The following is a 17624-nucleotide window of genomic DNA, read 5'->3' on the forward strand; positions in this document are numbered from 1 at the left end:
CTAAGAGGGATAATATCAAAGGGTGACATCTGTCCAAAATCAAAAAGAATTCATCCATCAACTGTTTGGATTAGCTTCATAAGTTAGCAACTTAAAGGAAACTGGTTCTCTATGTCTCTAGGAATAGGTTTTTGCACCAGAACCCGCAATTGACGGGCGACCTCGAACGCTCCCTCTCGATCAATCTTCGGAGGTCGCATCCTCGCCCCTTGTGCCTTCATCTTACAGAATTTCGGCACACTCATTTGAAACTCTGTCGCCATCTGCTCCAGTCTTTCAAATTCGTCATCGCTCACACGAAATTTGATCTGTCGTCTCTCATTTCGGTTCTCGCTCAAAACAACCGCCCCTCCTTTCACCTTACAGGTGACGTAATGCATATACTCGATCGTACTTACTCCGAGTATATCAACATTACTGGAGGGTTGGTAAGTTGCTCAAATGGTACCCATTTTCCGCTTGGTCATGCGTTGCATGACACCCCCCAGCCCTCTTAAAAGGGGGAGTTAAACCCTTTGGGCGTTACCCAAATTCATGTTGGAATCTCTTCGGGATTCACATAAAAAAACCAAATTCTTATCTGTTCTTAAGGTTGGGCGTCCTTTAGGTATCCAACCTTTAAAATTAGGTACCCAAAAGACGCCCAACCTACTTTAAAGGACATAAATCATATCCCCAATGAAGAAAAAACTACCTTAAAATGTTAAAAAAATGTAAATTTTCATTTTTTTTGAGTGAAGAAAACTGGTTTCTTTAGTAGAATTATAGTCGATTCAAAAAAACATAAGTATTACTTACTTTTCACTAAATGCAATCTGTAATCCAATAAAGGCAAGCAATAAACCTTTTATAACGTTCATTCTCTTGGCTATAAATAGATTGTGTAGTAATAAGTCACGCACCTTATCAGAAAATATACTGATTCCAATAAAAATAACTAAAGCCTGACACATAGCGGTTATCCCTAAAATGAGCATTTGTAGCGATACATGCCCCAAAGATTTATCAACAAACTGGGGTAATAACGCAAGAAAGAATAACGAAACTTTGGGATTTAAGATATTCATGAAAATTCCCTTTTTATACAATGATCTATACTCTAAAGATTTCTGACCATTTTTTCTGACCATGAAGTCAGATTCCTTTTCTCTGAATGACTGCCAAGCTAAGAATAATAGGTAGGCCGCGCCAGCATATTTTACTACTGCAAAAGCTAATGCTGATTGATAAATGATTGTTGAAATCCCACATACAGCGGCAGTGATATGTACCATTAATCCTGAACAAAGTCCTAGGGCGGTTACTATTCCTGCTTTTTTACTTTGTGAAATACTTTGGGCAATGACAAACAGAATATCTGGACCAGGCATTAAAGTAAGAACTATTGCCACTCCTAAAAAAGATAAAACTAATGTTAAATCCATTAAAAACTCCTCCTATTAAACAAAATATTTACGCCATTATAAAACAACTTTTTATATCAAGAAAGCAAGAACTAAAGATAGATTTGAATGAGAAAATAGGTTTATTAGTAGAAAAATCAACACAGTTAAATTCAGAACCGGGAAATTTGTAGGGTTTATTTTTATATTAAATGTTTGTTATAGTTAAAATCAACCATATAAGTTTAATTAAACCAAAAAGGTATTTGTGGCAAGGTGAGTATTCGGAGGTTCACTAAATTTGGAGGTGTTTTATGGGAAAAGCTATTCGTGATGTTGTCATAGTTGGTGGAGGTTCCGCAGGGTGGATGACCGCTTCCTACATATCTAAGGCTTTTGGCAGTCAACTTAACATAACTCTCATTGAGGCTGATACCATTCCAAAACTTGGTGTTGGTGAGGCGACCATACCCAATCTACAGAAGGTGTTCTTTGACTTCTTAGGTATACCCGAGGAGGAGTGGATGCGACGCTGCAATGCGTCTTTCAAGTGTGGAATAAAATTCATTAACTGGAATAAGGAACCTGATACCGCAGGTAACAATTACTTTTACCACCTTTTTGGTCAGGTTCCTAATGTCGATAATATACCACTTACACATTATTGGCTGCATCGTCAGCGTGAAAAAAATGACATCGAGCCGATGCAGTACGCCTGCTATAGTGCTGCGCCGCTACTCGATGAAAAACTTTCACCATATATGTTAGATGGTACCCAAGCTATGAGTCACGCATGGCATTTCGACGCCCATTTGGTGGCGGATTATCTCCGCGAACTTTCGGTTGGCTGGGGAGTCAATCATGTTGTGGACGAAGTTGAGCATGTAGAACTAAAGCCAGATGGGAACATCGCCGCGCTTACCACACACAAAGGTGGTCGCTATGAGGCTGATCTGTTCATAGATTGTTCTGGTTTCCGCGGTCTACTTATCAATCAAGCATTAAAGGAGCCGTTTATTGATATGAGCGACCAGCTCCTCTGCGACAGTGCGGTGGCTGCAAACATTCCACACGATGACGAGCATAATGGGATAGAGCCTTACACCTCGGCAATTGCGATGAAGCACGGTTGGACTTGGAAAATTCCTATGCTTGGCCGTTTCGGTTCAGGTTATGTTTTTTCCAGCAAATTTGTCTCGCGCGATGAGGCGACTGAAGAGTTCATCAAACTATGGGATCTGGATCCGAATGAGATAAAGCTGAATCAAATCAAGTTTCGAACCGGACGCAATCGCCGTTCCTGGGTGAAGAACTGCGTGTCTATTGGTACGTCATCATGTTTCCTTGAACCGCTTGAATCTACAGGTCTATATTTTATTTATGCGGCAATCTATCAATTAGTCAAGCATTTTCCGGACAAGGATTTCAATCCTACTCTAATTGCGCGCTTCAACGAAGAGATTGAGGAGATGTTTGATGATTGTCGGGACTTCATCCAAACGCACTACTTTACTACCTCACGTGATGACACGCCATTCTGGCGCGCTAATAAACATGATTTGCAATTATCGGATTCACTTAAGCATAAATTAGAGACCTACAAAGCTGGACTTGTTGTCAATATGCCTCCTACTACCGATGCATCATCTTATTACGGTAATTTCGAGATCGAGTTTCGTAATTTCTGGACCAATAGTAATTATTACAACATGTTTGCTGGCATGGGTTGGCTACCAGATAACCCACTACCTAAATTGCAATATCGTCCCGAGACGATTGAGGAGGCGAAGAAAATGTTTTCTGCACTGAAGAAAGAAACTGCTGAACTAAAGAACAAACTACCTTCAACCTACGAATACTTAAAGAAGCTACACCGTGTAGGCGTATAACGAGACATCATAGAGGATTGATTTATAGTTATAACAACAGCAGATTACCTTGCAAAAAATGTACTGGAAAGGGAGTTATTTTAACTGCTCAAGAAAACACTCTCCTTCATTTTATAAAAAAGCACACGAGTGAATAAAAAAATGTAGCTTTTGTTTCAACTAGTCAACAGAAACTTGAAAAAGGTTGGGTACCTAAAAGATGCCCAACCTCTCTTTTGTTACCATAAAATCCATTATAGGTAGAAATGATAACAACGCCGAGTACAAAGCATATAATAAAGAGAAATTCCATAAATCACCGATATTGAGTCATTTTAAAGAGAAAGATACCTCCAACTCTCTCTTTTTTTAATGAATATGATATACAAAATTAGTTAACATAATGATTGTTATAGGCACTAAAAAAAGGCTTTAATCCTTCTTAAAGCCTTTTTACATTTATTTCTCTTCTTTAAAATCTCGCTTTATACTCCAAAACATCTTCTTAAAATCATCATAAAAGCACATCGTTAGAAGTCCCAATATCGTAACACCGGCTGAAAAGGTACCTAAATCTAGAAAGAGTCCAACAAACACTAATATAATCCCTAAGTAGAAACCAGGATCAGATAAATCATTACCTAACTTCTTTTGTTCATCAATTGCTATTTTTTTTTGAAATACCGGATCACCCTTAATTAGTTCATCAAGTGTTACCTTTGAAAAGCAGAAGTCACAAAATTCCTATACCTTACATTATGTCAACTCTAAAGCCTTGGAAATATATAAGGCTTTTTTTAGTATTGATAAGTAATTCTATATAAAAATAAAAGGTAAAAGTGTATAATTTGAAAATGGAAATTAATAGATAATTAACTATATAGAATTAGAGAGGAACTTTAAATGAATAATACCTTCTTAAGAGGCACTTACATGTTAACCATAGCAGCATTTGTTGTGAAAATTTTTGGTTTCATTTATGTTATTCCTTTTGTAGCCATGCTAGGGGAAGGGAAATATATCTTATTCGAATATGCTTATAAACCTTACATTATTCTACTATCATTAGCTACCCTAGGCATTCCTAATGCTGTAGCCAAATTTGTATCAAAATATAGAGAAAAAGGGGACTTCCATATTATTAATGCTTTACTGCGATCAGGCATTATTATCATGTTGGTATTAGGAACCTTATCTTTTCTTGTTCTATATTCAGGTGCCCATGTCGTTGCAGGATGGCTCATAGATCCTCAGGATAACTCGGGAAATTCTATAGAAGATGTAGTTTATGTGATTAAAATGATAAGTTATTCCTTGATCATCGTTCCACTTTTAGCATTGATCCGGGGGTTTATGCAAGGGTTTCAACAAATGGCACCTACTTCTATATCACAAGTTATAGAACAAATTATTCGTATTCTTATTATCCTTTTAGGTACATACATAACCTTATATGTATTGCATCAATCTCCTGTTAAGGCAGTAGGTTTAGCTACTCTTTCTTCCTTCATTTCAGGGTTAAGTGCTTTGATCATTGTTTTTGTTTTCCTATATAAAGGAGATTATGGATTAACTAAAATCAAGAAATCCGTCTCTTATAAAAAACTATATAAGGAGCTCATTACTTACGCAATCCCCTTTATCTTCGTAGGTGTATCTATACCTTTATTTCAAAGTATTGATACGTTTATGGTAAACAACATTCTGGTTAATAAAGGTTTTTCTTTAGGTGAAGCTGAGACGAGTAATGCTTTAATATCCTTGGTGCAAAAGATTGTGGTAATCCCTGTTGCACTTGCAACAGCATTTAGCGTTTCCTTAGTCGCCTATATAACAAAATCGTACGAGGGAAAACGGATGGATGAGGTGAAAAATCACATCAATCAATCTTTTAAAGTATTGATGTTTTTTACACTCCCATCTATCGGTGCATTAGTTATGCTATCAACACCTATATTCGCCTCCGTATATGGGATTACTAATCTAGAGAGTGGAGGCAGTCTTCTTCTTTGGTATTCATTTACACCACTTTTTTATTCCGTGTTCTCCATTACGGCTGCTATCTTACAAGGAATCAATCAACAAAGATGGGTCGTATACAGTTTATTAGGTGGTATTGTAGTTAAACTTCTATGTAATATTCCTCTAGTATCTTCATTAGGAGGAGAAGGAACGGCTGTTTCAACCTATCTAGGTCTGGGAATTACATTAGTTATACAAATGATATTAATACAGAAATATGTACACTATGATTGGTTAAAGAACTTTAAAATATTAAAAAGCATTCTCGTCCAAACCTTAATTATGATGATTATATTGTTACCCTTTGGCGTAATTTCAACTGCTTATAAAAGCTATCTACCTCAAGCGTGTATTCTTGTTATAAGCAGCTTAGTGGGAGGGATTATATACTTATTTATGGCCTATAAAAACCATACGTTGTTTAGTGTGGTAAGCAGAAGCAGATTAGAGAAAATCTTCAAGAGAAGGAAATCAATTAGTTCAGGTCATTAGTATAAAAGTTTAATAACAATTATATTGTCCATAAAAGTATAACCAAGGGAAAAATAAAAAGCTTAAAACCTTTGTCATCCAATGGTTTTAAGCTTTTTTACTTCTGATAAACGGTGTTATGTTAACTAAAAATGCATGGGGGATACAATACAGGAATTTTCTTTTGTAAGGGATAGCGTCAGGAAAATGCGGATTTATAACGCTAAGAGATTTTTCATTTAAAAAAGCCTAATTAACTCGTAAAATAGAGAAAATTAGGCTTTTTTTATGGAATAAGGATAGTTGTTTCGTATTCCTAACGTTATTTTGGTAAATCAACAGTAAACGGTGCTAATTCCTTGGTTTTAATAAAACTAGAAAAGTCAAATTGTAAGACGGTATCTTGTAATGAGAAGTTTTCAATTTTATTCTCTCCATTTAAATGAAAAACAGATTGAAACTGATAGGTCTTTTTATCAATTAATTTTACTTCGTTTCTTGATAAACTATGATTTTCCGGTGGAACAGGATTTTCTGAATCAATTTTATCAACATAATTTTTATCAATTAAGGTGAATGCATAAGATAAATTATTGAGCAGTAAATCCAATCGATGGTTGCTTATTTCCCCTTCAAATCCTTGAAATTGATAATCGAGAATTAATTTGTCGTCTTCTTTAGTAATATTATTCACCTTAATCGCTAAGTCTGTACGTTTACTGTCTAATATAAATGATGAGGAATTGAGCAATTGTTGAACGGGTGAGTCAGATATAGACATAAACGGATAGAATGTAATAGATTGTGCATCCTCATCTATCTTATTTATAGTTTTATGTAAAGAAAGATGGTAGCCATCGTCTTCTTTGGATTGAGAAAGCCTAGTATTATTTGCGTAATTAAATAATACATTTCCTTTTTCGTCCTTTGCTTTTTCAATGTCTATTTGATCGTCTTTATAATTCGAAACAGTTTCAAATACCAAAGTAGAAGATGCTTTTGCTTGCTTCATTTCATTTATATTTATTTGAATTCCCTCGTCTTGATATGATTCCGAATGATTAATTGTTAGAGTCTTATTTTTTATTTGTGTAATTGGGATATTAAAATTCCAATCTCCTTTAATCCCATTAATATAATGAATGGATATAGGCAGAGTGAAGTCATCTTGTATCGTTTTATAAGGGTATGATAACTTCCATTGAAAATCATATCCATTTCCTGTGTTTTTAATATTAGTCGACTTACCATTTAACCAAGGATCATTATCCCCTGTATTGTTTTCAAAATTCACATCGAAACTTACTTCACCTTTTTCATTTTTTCCTTCATCCAAGTTACCACTTACATGTCCTGTTATTGAAACAACATCGTTATCAAAATATGCATTATTTAGTTTAACTGTTACACCATTCTTGGTTATGGTTTGATCCAGTTCAGTTACCAAGTTCTGCTGAGCTAGATGCATTCCCATTTTATCCCCAAACTCTTCGTATATTCCCCCAATAAAAGGCGCCCCAGCCAATACTCGATTCATATTTGGATTTACAAAACCAGAGGAAAGGGTTATTCCCAATACTGAAGCAGCCACAATGCTACTAATCAATAACTTCTTCTTTGAAGAATGACGTTTTATTTCCGTTTGATTACTTTGTTTTATTCCCCTATCAATAGCATTTAGAACTTCCTCTTTTGGAACATCTATTTGATCTATAATATATTTTATTTCCTTATTATCCATGGCTCCTCCCCTTTTCAAAGTTTTTTTTAAGAGCAGCTTTACCTCTGCTTAAATAAGTCTTTACAGTCCCTTCAGGTATCTCCATCATTTCACTGATCGTTTTAATGGAATAATCATAGTAATAAAAAAGTATAAGCGTTGTTCGATAGCCCTCTTTCAGTTCCCCTATGACATCCATAAGCAACAAGGAATCCTCATTTATATAATCATTGTTAGATTTAAAACTAGATAAAATGTCTTCTGTTAAAGGGACAACATTTTTCCTTTTTGTAAGCAATTGTCCTGAACATCGGATAACAATCTTAGTAAACCACGTCATGAAATACTTAGGATTCTTTAATGTGTGAATAGATATTAAAGCCTGATAAGTTGATTCTTGAACAATATCTAAAGCATCTTCCTGATTATGTACATATAGAAAAGCTGTACGATAGATTTGTTTATAATGTTGTTTAATTAATTGTTCAAAAGCACTTTTATTTCCTTTTATGGCTTTTTTAATTAACTTGTAATTCTGATCCTTCATCTCACAACTCCCTTCAAATTATTAGTGGAAGAAATGTCTGAAAAAAGTTTCAAATAATTAATTTATTTTTAATACAGATATAAGACATCATTGAGGAAAAGACTTGAGGAATGGGAGGAACATGTGAAATTGTCAATTTCTGATAATACATTTTATGTCAACTAAAGAATTGTTGATAGTTTTTTTCAAGACATAGGGTGCTCAGAGAGATAGAAGAAAAACCTAATCTTCCTGCTATAGAAAATTAGGTTTAACTCCATACTATCGGAAAACAATTAATTATGACCTTGTGGTACGTATGGATCTTCGAGAAAGGCAATTTCTTCAGGGGTTAACTTAACGGATAAAGAACCTACAGCACCTTCGATATGAGAGATTTTCGTCGCACCGATAATCGGAGCAGTTACGGGTTCTTTTTGTAATAGCCAAGCCAGAGCAATATGAATACGAGGAACACCACGTTTTTCTGCGATTGCTGCGACTCGCTCTACAACTAATCGGTCAGCATCAGCCGTTGCATCATATTTAGATTTTTGAACTTGATCGGTTTCAGAACGTTGTGTGGTTTCAGACCAATCACGAGTTAACCTCCCTGATGCAAGTGGACTATACGGAGTCACCCCGATTTTTTCTTCCCTACAAAGGGGCAACATTTCTCTTTCCTCTTCACGGTATAAAAGATTTAAATGATTCTGCATAGAGACAAATCTTGTCCATCCATTTTTCTCTGCTACATGTAACGCCTTTTGAAATTGCCATGCGTACATGGCAGAAGCACCAATGTATCTTGCTTTCCCGGCCTTCACAACGTCATGTAGTGCTTCCATTGTTTCTTCAATAGGCGTATTGTAATCCCAACGGTGGATAATATAAAGGTCTACATAATTGGTTCCAAGATGTTTCAGACTCTTATCAATTTCGCTCATGATGGCTTTTCGGGAAAGACCAGCGCCATTAGGTCCTTCATGCATTTTTTGGTGTACCTTAGTTGCAATGACCACTTCATCACGATTGGCATAATCCTTTAGAGCTCGTCCAAGAAACTCCTCGCTGGTTCCCATTGAATACACATTCGCCGTATCAAAAAAATTGATTCCGAGATCAAGTGCTTTTTTTATAATAGAGCGACTTTGTTCTTCATTAAGTACCCATTGATGAATCCATTTTTCTGCATCACCAAAACTCATACAGCCAAGACAAAACTTAGATACATCCAATCCTGTATTTCCAAGTTTCACATATTCCATTTGATTACGCCTCACTTTCTTTTATGAGCGTTTTTAGTTTCAATTCAATTTATCTTCACCTATTATCTCATAGATAATAAAGAAACCTTTAACCTATAAGTATCAAGTTTTTGCCTAATTCTCTCAATACTCTTTCTATCTTTATAAGTGTCAAGTAGAATGAATGTGTCGAAGGTGTAGGAAAAGGAGAATAACATATGTCTGAGGAAATCTACAAACAGCAACAGGAGATTTGCAAACTTATTGAGCGATACGCAGGTCGGGACGGTGTTCACGCTACCTCTATTCCATCTTTATTTCTCATCCGTGAATCCATTACTACCGAACCTATCTCGAGGGTTAATGAGCCTTCTTTTTGTCTTATCTTACAAGGAGAGAAGGAGGTATGGTTGGGAGAGGAACTCTTTCGATTTTGCCCTGGTAAATATATTGTGGCATCTGTTGACTTACCAGTAACAGGTCAAGTTATCAAAGCTTCAGATGATAGCTTTATGTAAGCAACGACCATGGGTTGATCTTTGCTCCACCCAAAGCCTTCTCCATCTAAAACTTCATAGTCAAAACCTTTATCTGCGATTTCCGTTTTAAGAGGAAGTGGATACGAGAAGAGTTTGTCTGCGAAGTTCTTAACAATCTCTCTTTCATAATTCAGGAAGTGATAAGACCATTCGATGAACAATGCTAATACCCATAACATTATTCCCCACTTATACTTCTTCAATATAAGAAACCTCGTACCTTAAAGGTTTGAAAGATATTTTTTTAAGGTTTCTATTGCTACTTGTTCATCACACCCATCTACCAGTAATGTAATTTCATCCCCTTCACCGACGACTAAATCCATAATTCCCATGATATCTTTGCCACTTGCGCTTTTTCCATCTTTGAAAATAATAACTTTACTTTTAAATGAGGCCACTTTGCGTACAAATAAAGCTGTATGTCTCGCTTGAAGTCCTCGTGGTAGTTGAACGATAATATTCTTCATTAACATATGTTCTCCCCTTATTCCTGTCCACATTGTTGGCTTATTCAACACCCGTTTCTAATTACAAATAGAAACAGAATGAATGCCATGGTTAAATGAACGCGATTCGTTGTTTATTCATTCCACAGCTTTAATAATCTGTTTTAAATATTCTTCATGGACATGTTTTTTTCCAATAAGAACGAATAAAAAAATGAGATAGCCGGAGTATTCATTACCTCATTTCCACTTAAATTCGGATAATTAGAGCATTTTCTTTTGTGATATAGGCCACCATATTACCGCCTTTGTTATTTATTCTATCGTGCTTTTTGTATATAGCTAATACTTATATCTTATATCTAGATATGCTTTACGAGCATTTCTAGATCATATATACTAAAACAATAATAAGGAGGAGTCATTTATGGAATTAAGAGTGTTGCGTTATTTTCTTACAGTTGCAAGGGAAGGAAACATCACCAGGGCTGCTGATTTTCTGCATGTTACTCAGCCAACCTTATCAAGACAATTAAAAGAACTGGAACAAGAGTTAGGGAAAAAACTATTTGTTCGCAGTAGTCACAGTATCATTCTCACAGATGAAGGAATGCTCCTGCGAAAGAGAGCTGAAGAAATCGTTCATATGGTCGATAAAGTAGAGGCAGAATTTGGTTCTATGGAAGAAACGGTAAGTGGTGATGTTTATATAGGTGGTGGGGAAACAGACGCCATGAAACAGATTGCAAGAGTAGTAAAAGACTTACAGTTAAGTTACCCCAATATACGGTATCACCTCTACAGTGGAAACGAAGAAGATGTGACTGATCGGCTTGACAGGGGATTGCTTGACTTTGGTATTTTAATTCAACCTGCAGATTTATCAAAGTACAATTATGTTAATATCCCAACCAAAGATGTTTGGGGAGTTGTAATGAGGAAAGACAGTCCTCTTGCCGTCAAAAATACCATTCAAGCAATGGATTTATTAAATGTTCCACTAATCTGTTCACGACAGGCTATGAAACAGACATATTCAAAAAATGAATTCGCGGATTGGTTTGGAGAAGATTTTGATAAATTAAATGTTGTCACTACATACAATCTTGCGTATAATGCTGCTATTATGGTTGAAGAAGGCATTGGTTATGCTATAACTCTTGATAAAATAGTGAATACATCTAGTGATAGTAACCTTTGTTTTAAACCTCTAGAGCCAAGACTTGAATCTGGCTTAAATATTGTTTGGAAAAAGCATCAGGTTTTTTCCGTTGCTGCTGATATGTTCTTTAAAAAAATGCAGGAGAAATTTTCGAATGCTTAATCAGATGTATAGGAAAATTTCACAAATATATTAGAAGTTATTTATTATAGTGTATTCCTCTTGTTTTATAATTCAAATTAATCTAATCATTATAACGTTTATCTTATTAAGTAGTGCTTCAAGAAGAAATAAAAAGGCTGTCGAGGTCTTCTCGACAGCCTAAACTTTAGAAAATGGATAGATTTTAGTTTTATCTTCTATTGTAACTATTACCAAGGTTGACTTGTGGGTCCAATTGTAAACTCATTAACGTTCGTATCTTCTGGTTGATCAATCGCGAATGCCACAACATTGGCAACCCGATTAGATGTGATACCGTATTGTTCGTACAACGCAGTCATACCTTCTGAAGTATTTTTATCTGTAATCATATCCAACAATTCCGTGTTGATCGCTGCTGGATAAATCGTTGCTGTGCGGATGTTAGTACCTTCTTGTGCAGATTCCATGCGCAACACTTCCATTAAATCACGAACAGCCCACTTTGTTGCGCCATAAACTGCACCGCCTGGATAAGCTTTAAGCCCAGCTACTGATGAAGTAGTGATGATATGTCCAGACTTTTGCGATGTAAAGGTTGGCAATACTGCGGCGATACCATTCAATACACCTTTAATATTAACGTCAATCATACTGTTCCACTCGTCAATTTTTAATTCGGAAAGTGGTGAATTAGGCATGATTCCAGCGTTCAAGAAGATGACATCGACACTACCAAAAGTATCTTTAGCTAGTTGAACAAGCTGCTGATTATCATCTAGATTAACAACATCCGTGACACGATAAGTAGCTTCTCCCCCAGCTTTTTGAATTTCCTCAGTCAATGCTTTTAATTTATCTTCGCGACGAGCGCCCAAAACAATTTTAGCACCCTTACTGGCCAATAATTTTGCAGTTGCTTCACCAATTCCAGATGAAGCTCCAGTAATTATAACTACTTTGTTTTCAATTGCCATCTTTGTTCCTCCTTTGCATATACGGTGAGTTTACCCCGTAGAGTTAACTCTAATGCAAGAGAGAATTTTAATATTGTTAGAGATTAGCTAACTAGTCCATTTGTCTTCTACAAGCGTAACTATCTTCGTAGGCCTCAAAGTGCCAATTAATCTTATTTGTTGAATTTAGGGAAGCGTAAGCTATAAAGAAGTAATAAAGAAAGAGCCACCTGTATTTATTCATCTAAAATACAGGTGGCTTTTTCTTTTAGTTAGTAATAGAGATTTCTATTTTGTTGTTTTTATGAATTTCTTCGGTTCCGACATCCAATGCCGTCCTGTAATACCGGTATTTATACTCGATGACTTCCATTGTTTTTTTAGCTTTTCCATCCGTGCTTCTACAATAGCTTTTCGTTCCATAAACATGTCATATCTTTGTTGCAACGTAGAATTACCATCAGAACACCAATCAATAAAATGTTTAATTTCCTTAATAGGAATCCCAGTGGCTTTCAGGCATTCAATTATTTTTAAGGCGTTGATATCGGATTCTTTAAAACAATCTTGTTATGTTGGTCCCCCGTTTTACAAAAGACGTAAGTCCCTCCTTGTTGTAATAACAAAAGGTATATAATGTAAGATTCATTTTTTGTAACAATGAGAAAGTAATGTCAAACTCTTAATTCCATATAAAAGTCCTCCTTTATAATGTTATAGTATATGCGCTCAAGAAATGCCTAATAGACATATCTTGATATAAGATATAAGTATTTGATATATACAAAGAGCACGCTAGAATAAATAGCAGAGCAGTTAATAATTTTCGTGTGAATGGGTCTACTATCTCATCTTTTTATTCGGCTTAAAATTTCCAGAAAATTCAAACTAAGATCATTTAGCACAAATTATTAAAGCTTTACAATGAAAAAAATAAGAAAGGAGTTATTTTAAAATGAAAAAAAATCTATTACCAAGCGTGTACTCACAGTGATAGCGCTGGGCTTGATTTTAACTACGACCATCTTTGCATCGAAGACAGGCGTTGACGCTACATCTAAGACTGGCGTTGAAGCAGCATCCACGACCGACATCGCATACAAGCCGGACATGTCCAATGGAGCAGACAACTTTTACAAGAGCAACAAGGTAAACAAGAAGAAGGTTGAGTTTAAAAATCAATACAACATGAAAGTAGCAGGGAATCTTTTTATTCCCAAAGGTTTGAAGAAGAACACCAAAAATCCTGCGATCATTGTCGGGCATCCTATGGGCGCAGTAAAAGAACAAAGTGCGAATCTGTATGCACAAAAAATGGCTGAACGAGGATTCGTTACGTTGTCCTTGGATTTGTCTTTCTGGGGAGAGAGTGAGGGTCAGCCTCGTAACGCTGTTTCACCGGATATCTATGCCGAGGATTTCAGTGCTGCGGTGGATTTCCTAGGTACCCAATCGTTTGTTGACAGGGATCGAATTGGAGTTCTCGGAATTTGTGGTAGTGGGAGCTTTGCCATCAGCGCAGCTAAGATCGACCCACGCATGAAAGCCGTTGCGACAGTCAGTATGTACGACATGGGTGCCGCCAACCGTAATGGACTTAAACACTCGCAGACTCTCGAGCAAAAAAAGCAGATTCTCGAAGAGGCAGCAGAGCAACGCTATGTGGAGTTTACAGGCGGTAAAACTAAATACACCAGTGGAACGGTACATGAACTAAATGAAAACTCTACCGCCATTGAGCGTGAGTTTTATGACTTCTACCGCACTCCAAGAGGAGAATACACGCCTAAAGGTTCGTCGGAAGAACTTACAACACACCCGACGCTTACCAGCAACGTCAAATTCATGAATTTTTACCCATTCGAGGACATAGAGACGATTTCTCCTCGTCCAATGCTTTTCATCGCGGGTGAAAACGCTCATTCCAGAGAGTTCAGCGAAGAAGCCTACAAGCTAGCAGGCGAACAGAAGGAACTCTACATTGTTCCAGGCGCAGGTCATGTGGATCTGTACGATCGGGTGAATTTAATTCCCTTTGACAAGCTTGAGTCCTTCTTCAAAGAAAATCTGAAGAAAAAATAAGGCTTGTGTTGAAGGTCGTTTAATACTTTGCATACCAATGGTACTGAAACCACTGTGTGAATCCCGAATATCTTGTCGGGATTCACTTTTTTGTCTAATAGAATAAAACTCCTTAGATGGAATTTATTTATCACTTCTAAGCTGAAATATTTTATGTCTTGCGAACGGAACAAATCAAGCAGGAGAGAAGAGCGATGGGGAAGGTACCAGAATAAAAATAACAATTGGTGATCAGGAATTGGTTTCAGTAATGGAGGACAATCCAACTACTTGATCATTTCTTAGTAAGCTCCCGACAACTGTGAATTTTGGCGATTTTGCAGGAGGAGAGAAAGTCAGTGATGCTCTACGGGCTCTATCATGTTTTAGTATATCTATTTTAGAAATGCTCAATGGGCATGTCCTGATATGAGATATGGGTATTTGTTATATACAAAAAACACAGCTAGAATAATTAACAAAGGGTGAATACAACGGTAAGAAAGGATGTTTCTAATAATGTCTACTATTCAAGATAAAATTGTTGTCATTACGGGTGCGTCAAGTGGTATTGGTGAGGCAACCACCAAGAGACTGGCAGAAGAAGGAGCCAAATTAGTCATTGCGGCACGTCGTGAAGATCGCTTGAAAGCTCTCGTTGAATCATTACCAAATGCCGATATTTCATATGCTGTTGCAGATGTTACGAATAAAGACGATGTTCAAGCAGTTATCGATTTGGCAGTCGAAAAATATGGTCGTGTAGATGTACTTTTCAATAATGCTGGAGTCATGCCACATTCACGACTTTCAGAAACACGCTTTGATGAATGGCGTCAAATGTTAGACGTCAATATCATGGGTGTTTTAAATGGAATAGCTGCGGTGTTACCGATTATGAAAAAACAACAATCTGGTCAGATTGTTACGACTGACTCCGTAGCCGGACATGTTGTTTTTCAGCAAGGTGCTGTTTATTGTGGGACTAAGTTTGCTGTTCGAGCTATCATGGAAGGCTTACGCCAAGAGGAACGTGAAAATAATATCCGCAGCACGCTTATCTCTCCAGGAACGGTAGACACTGAGCTTCATACAACCATTAATAATCCAAAAAGACGTGAATGGGTGGAGGATCTTCAGCGTACGATCGGTTTACAATCCAGTGATGTAGCAGATGCAGTAGCTTATGCGATTAGCACACCTGAAACCGTTGCGGTAAGCGAAATAATCATTCGCCCAACTAAACAAGTTGACTAATAGATGTTACGAATAAAGGAACCTTTATTAAAGAAAAGTAAAATTAAAAAATGAATCTAAGAGGAAAAAATATGGAGGATGCATAAGCTGTCAAACGGAAGTTAACTGAATTCTTTGGGATGAACCTTTAAAATCAATTGCCCCCATAGTTTTTTGGGGGCAATTGATTTTTTATTGAAGAAAGGAGTTGTTTTTTTGGCTAAACGAAATAATTTGCTTATCTATATATTAACCATAGGTGTTTTTGGAATTATAAATACTGAAATGGGAATTATCGGGATATTACCTACCATTGCTGATCATTTTCACATCAGTGTATCTAAAGCCGGATTGTTAGTGAGTTTTTTCGCTCTGGGGGTTGCAATAGCTGGTCCCACTATGCCTTTATTGTTTTCGGGGATCAATCGGAAGAAAGTCATGTTACTGGTACTTGGAATTTTTATTATTGGTAACATTGTTTCCATTATTACATCGAACTTTACAACTGTATTAATCGCTCGTGTAATCCCTGCATTTTTCCATCCAGTTTATTGTTCATTGGCATTTACAGTAGCTGCTGACTCTGTTAGGAAGGAAGAAGCTCCAAAAGCTGTTGCTAAAGTGCTTATTGGTGTATCTGCAGGTATGGTACTTGGTGTGCCTGTCGCAAGCTTTATTGCAAGTACAGTCTCGCTTGAAATGGCGATGACATTCTTTGCTATTGTGAATATTCTCGTCTTCATTGCCACATTATTATTTGTACCCTCTATACCTGTTAAGGAAAGACTTTCTTACGGAGAACAATTATCTGTATTAAAAAAGTTTATTCCCTGGGTCTCTATTGTTGCTGTTATTTTATTAAATTCATCCATATTTGGAGTTTATAGCTATCTTGCTGAGTATCTAAAAACGGTTACGAATATGTCATCAAATATCATTAGTTTCATGTTAGTCCTATACGGAGGGGCCAATATTGTGGGAAACGTGGTGGCAGGGAAATTACTTACTAATAATGCTATCAAATCTGTAGTAGCATATCCTTTTGTCTTAGGAGTTGTTTACATCATTTTATTCTTTTTTGGACAGTTTAACATACCTATGGCAATTATCACTTTAATTTGGGGAATTCTAGGTGGCATAGGGGCTAATATTAATCAATATTGGATTATGTCTTCAGCTCCTGAATCTCCTGATTTTGCTAATGGGTTATTTTTAACATCTGCGAACTTAGGAACAACCATTGGCACAGCTGTAGGTGGCTTATTTATATCACAATTAGGTACAAAATATGTTGTATTAGTGGGATTACTATCGTTGATATTAGGGTTGGTATTTATTTTAATAAGAAACTACATGGGTAGTCCTATAAAACAACCTTCTAAATAAGGACCTAATTCGACTATTCCATAAGACCCTCTACTTTACTATTGTTTAGAATTAATTAAAGAAAAAAGATTGAATATCTCTATAAGAAAAGAGAAGGATATAACCTTTTCTTATAGTCTATTATTAAACAAGTTCAGGGGGAAACCACATTACAAGTTATAACATAGTAAAATTACATAACAAAAAATCCTATTTAAATTATTATGTAATGTAGAAGATGTGTCCAGATTAAAACACTTAATACTAAGCAACTTATAATTAGAATTGTAAGCATAGTAGTGACCTCCCTTTTCTTTATATATTCTTTAGAACCAATCAATGTATACGTTTAATACAATAAAAAGGATAAGTATAGATATAGCTAATATTGTACTTATTTGATAAGGTTTCTTATCTTCTTCTGTCTCTTTTTCCCTCATAATTTTTCTATATTTACCTTGGATCTTGTTTTTATTTGA

General features: G+C 36.1%; 14 protein-coding genes and 2 pseudogenes. 8 read left to right on the plus strand and 8 right to left on the minus strand.

Annotated features, from left to right (window positions below; all coding sequences use genetic code 11):
• Nucleotides 1-83 precede the first annotated feature (83 nt).
• Both MOC86_RS10775 and MOC86_RS10780 read right to left on the minus strand, forming a co-directional pair.
• Nucleotides 84-338 carry a plasmid mobilization protein gene (locus MOC86_RS10775; protein WP_268584165.1) on the minus strand — a complete coding sequence of 85 codons (255 nt, stop codon included), beginning with the start codon at nucleotides 336-338 and terminating at the stop codon, nucleotides 84-86.
• 456 nt (nucleotides 339-794) lie between these two features.
• The gene (locus MOC86_RS10780; protein WP_268584166.1) at nucleotides 795-1424 is read right to left on the minus strand and encodes a LysE family translocator; all 630 of its coding nucleotides are present in this window, start codon (nucleotides 1422-1424) and stop codon (nucleotides 795-797) included.
• 272 nt (nucleotides 1425-1696) lie between these two features.
• On the opposite strand from MOC86_RS10780, the gene MOC86_RS10785 reads away from it, so the two are divergent.
• The 3 genes and pseudogenes from MOC86_RS10785 to MOC86_RS10795 all read left to right on the plus strand — a co-directional run bounded on the left by MOC86_RS10785 (nucleotide 1697) and on the right by MOC86_RS10795 (nucleotide 5764).
• A complete protein-coding gene (locus MOC86_RS10785) occupies nucleotides 1697-3271 on the plus strand; it encodes a tryptophan halogenase family protein (RefSeq protein WP_268584167.1) in 1575 nt (524 codons plus the stop codon).
• Nucleotides 3272-3315: 44 nt separating this feature from the next.
• A pseudogene (locus MOC86_RS10790) lies at nucleotides 3316-3408 on the plus strand (tryptophan RNA-binding attenuation protein); the annotation flags it as partial.
• A 745-nt stretch (nucleotides 3409-4153) separates the two neighbouring features.
• On the plus strand, nucleotides 4154-5764 hold the full coding sequence (locus MOC86_RS10795) for a putative polysaccharide biosynthesis protein (protein WP_268584169.1): 1611 nt from the start codon (nucleotides 4154-4156) through the stop codon (nucleotides 5762-5764).
• 301 nt (nucleotides 5765-6065) lie between these two features.
• Here the strand turns inward: MOC86_RS10795 and MOC86_RS10800 are convergent, their stop codons facing one another.
• From MOC86_RS10800 to MOC86_RS10810, 3 genes are all read right to left on the minus strand, one after another.
• Entirely contained in the window at nucleotides 6066-7484 is a 1419-nt protein-coding gene (locus MOC86_RS10800) for a DUF4179 domain-containing protein (protein ID WP_268584170.1), read from the minus strand.
• Nucleotides 7477-8010, minus strand: coding sequence for a sigma-70 family RNA polymerase sigma factor (locus tag MOC86_RS10805; protein WP_268584171.1), 534 nt, complete (start codon nucleotides 8008-8010; stop codon nucleotides 7477-7479). The genes MOC86_RS10800 and MOC86_RS10805 overlap by 8 nt, the downstream gene beginning before the upstream one ends.
• 275 nt (nucleotides 8011-8285) lie before the next feature.
• Entirely contained in the window at nucleotides 8286-9257 is a 972-nt protein-coding gene (locus MOC86_RS10810) for an aldo/keto reductase (protein WP_268584179.1), read from the minus strand.
• A gap of 197 nt (nucleotides 9258-9454) precedes the next feature.
• On the opposite strand from MOC86_RS10810, the gene MOC86_RS10815 reads away from it, so the two are divergent.
• The gene (locus tag MOC86_RS10815; RefSeq protein WP_326847721.1) at nucleotides 9455-9754 is read left to right on the plus strand and encodes an AraC family transcriptional regulator; all 300 of its coding nucleotides are present in this window, start codon (nucleotides 9455-9457) and stop codon (nucleotides 9752-9754) included.
• Nucleotides 9755-9996: 242 nt separating this feature from the next.
• Here the strand turns inward: MOC86_RS10815 and MOC86_RS10820 are convergent, their stop codons facing one another.
• Nucleotides 9997-10245, minus strand: a complete 249-nt coding sequence (locus MOC86_RS10820) for an HPr family phosphocarrier protein (RefSeq protein WP_419146628.1) — start codon at nucleotides 10243-10245, stop codon at nucleotides 9997-9999.
• Nucleotides 10246-10651: 406 nt separating this feature from the next.
• Here MOC86_RS10820 and MOC86_RS10825 point away from each other — a divergent pair, with 406 nt between their 5' ends.
• Nucleotides 10652-11548: a LysR family transcriptional regulator gene (locus tag MOC86_RS10825; protein WP_268584173.1), complete on the plus strand. Its 897-nt coding sequence runs from the start codon at nucleotides 10652-10654 to the stop codon at nucleotides 11546-11548.
• Nucleotides 11549-11757: 209 nt separating this feature from the next.
• Here MOC86_RS10825 and MOC86_RS10830 read toward each other — a convergent pair whose 3' ends face one another.
• Together MOC86_RS10830 and MOC86_RS10835 are read right to left on the minus strand one after the other, a co-directional pair.
• The gene (locus MOC86_RS10830) at nucleotides 11758-12504 is read right to left on the minus strand and encodes an SDR family oxidoreductase (protein WP_268584174.1); all 747 of its coding nucleotides are present in this window, start codon (nucleotides 12502-12504) and stop codon (nucleotides 11758-11760) included.
• A gap of 247 nt (nucleotides 12505-12751) precedes the next feature.
• Nucleotides 12752-13132 (minus strand): annotated as a pseudogene (locus MOC86_RS10835) (MerR family transcriptional regulator).
• Nucleotides 13133-13473: 341 nt separating this feature from the next.
• On the opposite strand from MOC86_RS10835, the gene MOC86_RS10840 reads away from it, so the two are divergent.
• The 3 genes from MOC86_RS10840 (at nucleotide 13474) to MOC86_RS10850 (ending at nucleotide 17166) form a co-directional block, all read left to right on the plus strand.
• A complete protein-coding gene (locus tag MOC86_RS10840) occupies nucleotides 13474-14565 on the plus strand; it encodes an alpha/beta hydrolase (RefSeq protein ID WP_268584176.1) in 1092 nt (363 codons plus the stop codon).
• A gap of 498 nt (nucleotides 14566-15063) precedes the next feature.
• Nucleotides 15064-15801: an SDR family oxidoreductase gene (locus tag MOC86_RS10845; RefSeq protein WP_268584177.1), complete on the plus strand. Its 738-nt coding sequence runs from the start codon at nucleotides 15064-15066 to the stop codon at nucleotides 15799-15801.
• 195 nt (nucleotides 15802-15996) lie between these two features.
• Nucleotides 15997-17166, plus strand: coding sequence for an MFS transporter (locus tag MOC86_RS10850; RefSeq protein WP_268584178.1), 1170 nt, complete (start codon nucleotides 15997-15999; stop codon nucleotides 17164-17166).
• Nucleotides 17167-17624: the final 458 nt, after the last annotated feature.

Origin of the sequence: Priestia endophytica, assembly GCF_026790145.1 — a bacterium.
GTDB lineage: Bacteria > Bacillota > Bacilli > Bacillales > Bacillaceae_H > Bacillus_I > Bacillus_I endophytica_A.

Coding starts and splice junctions, on each gene's coding strand:
- MOC86_RS10780 (WP_268584166.1), bottom strand. CDS start 1,424: ATGGATTTAACATTAGTTTTATCTTTTTTAGGAGTGGCAATAGTTCTT.
- MOC86_RS10785 (WP_268584167.1), top strand. CDS start 1,697: ATGGGAAAAGCTATTCGTGATGTTGTCATAGTTGGTGGAGGTTCCGCA.
- MOC86_RS10795 (WP_268584169.1), top strand. CDS start 4,154: ATGAATAATACCTTCTTAAGAGGCACTTACATGTTAACCATAGCAGCA.
- MOC86_RS10800 (WP_268584170.1), bottom strand. CDS start 7,484: ATGGATAATAAGGAAATAAAATATATTATAGATCAAATAGATGTTCCA.
- MOC86_RS10805 (WP_268584171.1), bottom strand. CDS start 8,010: ATGAAGGATCAGAATTACAAGTTAATTAAAAAAGCCATAAAAGGAAAT.
- MOC86_RS10810 (WP_268584179.1), bottom strand. CDS start 9,257: ATGGAATATGTGAAACTTGGAAATACAGGATTGGATGTATCTAAGTTT.
- MOC86_RS10815 (WP_326847721.1), top strand. CDS start 9,455: ATGTCTGAGGAAATCTACAAACAGCAACAGGAGATTTGCAAACTTATT.
- MOC86_RS10820 (WP_419146628.1), bottom strand. CDS start 10,245: ATGAAGAATATTATCGTTCAACTACCACGAGGACTTCAAGCGAGACAT.
- MOC86_RS10825 (WP_268584173.1), top strand. CDS start 10,652: ATGGAATTAAGAGTGTTGCGTTATTTTCTTACAGTTGCAAGGGAAGGA.
- MOC86_RS10830 (WP_268584174.1), bottom strand. CDS start 12,504: ATGGCAATTGAAAACAAAGTAGTTATAATTACTGGAGCTTCATCTGGA.
- MOC86_RS10845 (WP_268584177.1), top strand. CDS start 15,064: ATGTCTACTATTCAAGATAAAATTGTTGTCATTACGGGTGCGTCAAGT.